This window comes from Fulvivirga sp. M361, assembly GCF_007097395.1.
In the GTDB taxonomy this organism is placed as follows: Bacteria; Bacteroidota; Bacteroidia; order Cytophagales; family Cyclobacteriaceae; genus Fulvivirga.
Genome location: NZ_VKDC01000075.1, coordinates 1 through 4842 on the forward strand (window position 1 = coordinate 1; position 4842 = coordinate 4842).

The 4842-nt window shown below is 38.1% G+C and carries 7 protein-coding genes; all 7 read right to left on the reverse strand.

The genetic code is table 11. From position 1 onward, the window contains the following. On the reverse strand, nucleotides 1–237 hold a 237-nt coding region (locus FNH22_RS32515), incomplete at its 3' end, for a hypothetical protein (protein WP_221420395.1). Between the two features lie 349 nt (nucleotides 238–586). Next, complete coding sequence (gene vsr / locus FNH22_RS31425; protein WP_143402505.1) at nucleotides 587–994, reverse strand: very short patch repair endonuclease; 408 nt, start codon at nucleotides 992–994, stop codon at nucleotides 587–589. Further along, nucleotides 987–1736: a hypothetical protein gene (locus tag FNH22_RS31430; RefSeq protein ID WP_143402506.1), complete on the reverse strand. Its 750-nt coding sequence runs from the start codon at nucleotides 1734–1736 to the stop codon at nucleotides 987–989. The genes vsr and FNH22_RS31430 overlap by 8 nt, the downstream gene beginning before the upstream one ends. Further along, complete coding sequence (locus FNH22_RS31435; protein ID WP_143402507.1) at nucleotides 1733–2707, reverse strand: DNA cytosine methyltransferase; 975 nt, start codon at nucleotides 2705–2707, stop codon at nucleotides 1733–1735. Before FNH22_RS31435 ends, FNH22_RS31430 begins: the two co-directional genes overlap by 4 nt. A 562-nt stretch (nucleotides 2708–3269) precedes the next feature. Continuing rightward, nucleotides 3270–3635, reverse strand: a complete 366-nt coding sequence (locus tag FNH22_RS31440; protein ID WP_143402508.1) for a hypothetical protein — start codon at nucleotides 3633–3635, stop codon at nucleotides 3270–3272. Next, nucleotides 3628–4149, reverse strand: a complete 522-nt coding sequence (locus FNH22_RS31445) for a hypothetical protein (RefSeq protein WP_143402509.1) — start codon at nucleotides 4147–4149, stop codon at nucleotides 3628–3630. The genes FNH22_RS31440 and FNH22_RS31445 overlap by 8 nt, the downstream gene beginning before the upstream one ends. Further along, the gene (locus tag FNH22_RS31450) at nucleotides 4130–4474 is read right to left on the reverse strand and encodes a hypothetical protein (RefSeq protein WP_143402510.1); all 345 of its coding nucleotides are present in this window, start codon (nucleotides 4472–4474) and stop codon (nucleotides 4130–4132) included. Before FNH22_RS31450 ends, FNH22_RS31445 begins: the two co-directional genes overlap by 20 nt. Between the last annotated feature and the right edge of the window lie 368 nt (nucleotides 4475–4842).

The window sequence follows — 4842 nt, forward strand, 5'->3', positions numbered from 1 at the left end:
TTCCGGAGCGTATTTAGCAAAGCGTAATGCGTTCCCATTTTCTTTTAAGATCGAACATTTAGCATTTGTAATGCGCATATTCTTGGTGAACTTATTTTGGATAGTTTTTATGATAAAACATTGCCGTATCATACCCCGAAAGCTACCTCTAAAGTACACCCGGATTACAAATCCTATTCCTAAACCAGCATGCATGGCGCTATCGCTATATGCGCGCCAGTGGGTGAAAGATGACATTTGAAGTCTTAATTACTAAAACCGGCCGGAGGCCTAATTGATAGTCGTCACTCGGAAACCCGAGCGACTGAGAGGTAGAGTTGTCCGCTCGGGCTTCATTTATGGCAGCATTTTCTATCTGTGGACTCAAGTGAATATTCCGGATATCTTTTCAGGTAGATGGTGTATCTATGATATGATTACCCGAGGCGCCATTGAGATTTACTTCTTTTCGATACTGTTTGTACGTAATCATGTGGATAGATCTAACGGATAGTCTTGGTAATAGCAAGTCCGAAGCACAGCCAGGCTAACACGGTGGTGATGGTAGGAAATCGAAAAGCCTGAAAAGTTTGTTATACGTACTCGATTAGACTTTTGTCCTGACACAATTAACCAATTCTTCTATTTTTCCTTTTCTAATTTGACATTCCCAGAAACGTAGAACGGTCCAGTTCTTAGTAGTTAATTTTTCAGTTACCAGTTGGTCTCGTTTAATGTTCCGTTTAATCTTCTGTTCCCAGTATTCCTTGTTCTGTTCGGGTTTCAAGTTTCTGCAGTTATGCCCATGCCAAAAGCACCCATCTGCAAAAACAACAATCCTAAGTTTTGGAAACACGAAATCTGGTTTTCCAAAGAGTTTGAAATTTCTTCTCCATCCTTTTATGCCATAGTACTTAAATAGTTCGATTAATTTGAACTCGGTCGATTTATTCTTTGAGGATTTAACTTTCTTCATTATTTGGCTTCTTTCCTCTTTTGTGAAAGTATCAGCCATTGTTATTCAAGATTGTTATCCAGTCATTTGTGAAGTTCAAAGAGTCAAGCACCGTTTCTTTGTCTAGTGTGGGAGGGGGTTGAATTCGAATAATCAAACAATCAGAAGGGATCTTTTCCAAGATTGTGAATTGAGATCCATGTGGTTGCCAAGTGAATAGATGTTCCTTCGACGATTTTTCAAACCCAACTAAATTGTGGTTTTTATTCCATTCCCAATAATAGAGTTCAGGATCGTAACGGATCGTATCGAATTCAAAGACGTTAACAACAGAAAGGTCATTTGATTTCACAAGAACCACAGTTCGAAGGTGTTTGTATTTCTCACGGATTGCCGAAACTCTTTCATTCCAAATCTCCAAAACTTGTTCACCAGGAAGGTTTGGATCAACACTTGTATCAATTGTTTCCCCGAAAGAGTACACAATAGAGTTTCTTCCTGATATTAATCTTACCTTTTGTTGTGTTTCGGGATTTGTAGCCTTAACTGTTTTTGCTCCCCATGCAGTATTTCCAAGAACAATGTCATCAAGTCCCACATTTGATGGTTTCCATTCTGCCCCAATACAGGTTGCAAAGATTTCTTCCCACTCTGAGCCCTCCAAGTTAGCTTTGCCTTTAGTAGCAAGGAGGTAGACTATTTCCTTTCCTAATGAGAACGGAAAATCAGATGGAAATCTATTTAAAGGATAGGGAGGAATAGATTTATTTACAGTTCGAAGTTTTGGCGATTTCTTGCTCATTTATTCCCATATTTTACCTCGTATTCCCTTAAAACGAGACTTGTGTCGATAGTTTCTGAGATAAATGGTAATAGTTTTTGAGCCACAGCTTTGACAATGTTCACTGGGACAGCATTTCCAGCTTGTTTTCTTAATTGACCATCTGTTACAATTACTTCATAACCATCAGGAAAACCTTGAAGGCGGAGCATTTCTCTCGATGTTAACCGTCTTTCTCCATTAACTAAAAGGTAATTGTAAGAGGCGCCAGCTCGCAAAGCGCAGGAATACGGGTATGAGCAAATATTCCCCGATTTGTTTTCGTGCCAAATTGAAAGCGGATATGAAGATGTGTGTTTTGTTTTACGCTTATTTTGAATATAATCTGAGGCGTAATGCTTTTGATCAACATGAGTTTCCAAAATCTCTTCAAGGGGGGTGTAATTCCTTTGAGGACTAGGAAAATTGAATAGTATAGTTTCTCTATGTCCTACAATTATTACCCTCTCCCTTTTTTGAGGAAGCCCATAATCCAATGCATTTAAAACACTGTATTGTACATGATATCCAATCTCTTTCAGTGATTCGAGAATAACTTTTAGAGTCTTACCCTTATCATGTCCGACAAGTTGTTTGACATTTTCTAAAATGAATGCCTTTGGTTTCTTTTCATTCAGAATTCTGGCAATGTCGAAAAACAATGTTCCACGAGTGTCCTGAAAGCCCTTCATATGTCCAATAATGCTAAATGCTTGGCAAGGAAAACCTGCTAATAAGACGTCATGATCTGGAATTTCAGTTTCTGAAATTTGAGTTATGTCACCCTTCGGTAGTTCACCGAAATTGTGTTCGTATGCTAGCTGACAATGTGGATCAATGTCGGATGAAAAAACACACTCAGAAATAATATCATGTTCCTTGCAAGCTTCTTCAAAGCCAAGTCTAAACCCACCAATTCCGCAAAAGAGATCTATAAATCTGAGTTTCTCCATATTAATTCAACGTTTCTCAAATTAACAAAAAAGTCATGAGTATTTCCCGTTTCGGGTCGGTCAATTGAAACGTAATCTTCTTTTGTGTCAGGATTAAATCTAAAACTGTATATACGCTATTCCACTTTCAAACACTTACAAACGTTTTCTCTTTAAAGTTAAACAATCCTCCAAAAGACATAATACACAGTCTATTCTATTGCTGAATTACCGCTCAATCTTTTTTGAGGGCTGTTGAGGCTAAAGAATGGATTGATAGACGGGATAAATACGAATCTATTAAGGTAATTCACCCGGATTAAAAACCCTATTCCTAAACCAGCACGCATGGCGATAGCGCCATATGCGCGCCAGCGGGTGAAAGATGACATTTGAAGTCTTAATTACTAAAACCGGCCGGAGGCCTAATTGATAGTCGTCACTCGCAAACCCGAGCGACTGAGAGAGTGAAGAGCGATGGCCTTATGCTTTACGAACCGCCCGATACGAGGCCCGTTAGTCGGGTGGTGTGAGAGCCTCAACCTGAGTCATTAAGGCTCAGGTCAGGCTCGATTGAGTGCTTTTATTTCTTGTAAACCACTATCGACCTTTCTCTAATTTTGCTCGGTTTTTTACCTTTCATTTGAATTCGTTCGTTGGAATCATGAATTTCTGAGTGGTAATCATTCTCCGGTACTGGCTTGTAGAAAACGACAGCATCCAAATCTCTAACATCTTTCGTCATTACTTTACAAATCGCATGAAAATCATTTACAGTTTTGATCTTATCAATACAATCTTTGTCATCTCGACCTCCATCACGATCAACTGAAACACCTTTTGAGTCTTTAAAAGTTGCAGAAGTTGGGCGGTCATTTTCAAAGTCCCAGTTTTGAGTCACAACACCCCGAAATAGAAATTCACTGTCTTCTATCTCATCATTAAGCATAAAAAGAAGTAATTATTTCTGACAGTTTGTCAAATTCTACTGAGCCTTCAAATTCTTCTCCGTTTTGTGCCTTATAGACAAATATTTCCTCATTTGATATCTCAATTTCTATAAGATTATCGTCATTCTTAAAATACTCAATCTGTATTGTTCCACGACCAGTTGGAAATATTTGTGGCTGATAGTCTAAGTCGCTGAGCATCTTTTCAGTCTTTTCGATCACATCTTGATCTATTGATTCACCTCCGTATCCATTCCAATTAGATTTTAGATTAGCTAAATTTCTTAATACCCTCTTGTTATGTTTAAGTTTATCAAGAGAATAACGATTCGCATCATTAAAACGGGTAGATGTAGGAGTCGATTGAAAAACAAGATTAACCCTTGGTTCAGCAGAATTATCGACTATGATCTGCGGGTCACAAGTTGTGTTCGCTGCTATCATACTCACCGCTGCAATTGCAAAGAAATCAGCAGTTCGTGTTGTTGATATTTTATTTTTTGTTTTGCGCATCGATAATGTTTTCTAAGTTGTTAATGTGTTCACCTAACCATTTATGAACCTCTTTGGCTGTTTGATAGTTCATAACCACGCCATTCTGAAATACTCTAACAAAGCTGTTTTTAAAATCTGAAGGCTCAATTGCATCTAGGCGTTCCTTTCCCATTTTCCCATCTTCTACAGAGAATGTTTGAGACTTGGGGAGTGCGTTTCTTTCAAGGTAAAAATTGACAACTATTTCACCAAGATTATTAATGCCGCCCTGTGCTCCGTTTACATAGAGTGGATTATAATCCTCATCAAAAATGTATTTGCATTTAATAGTGTCCTTACTCATAAGTTTTTTGTTCAAAGTAAATGAATTCAGTTAGAAGATTAAACGTATTTAGCAATTCTTAACAGCATAACGCTCTGATACGTACAATTGCACTCAACAACCGTATAAACGTCATTCCACCTTCAAACACTAACAAATGTTTACAAACGGCATACAAACGTTTTATCCTTAAAGTTAAACAATCCTCCAAAAGACATAACGTACAGCTTGATCTATCGCTGAATTCCCGTTCGATCTTTTTTGAGGTATCCCTTCGGTGTTGGGCGTATTGCTGTATGCTTTCTGAATAGTGATTTTTGTTCACAAAAAGAGCGATGAGCAAGGAATCTAAGATGTTTGAGTTGATGAAGGAGTGGGAGTCAAGTGGC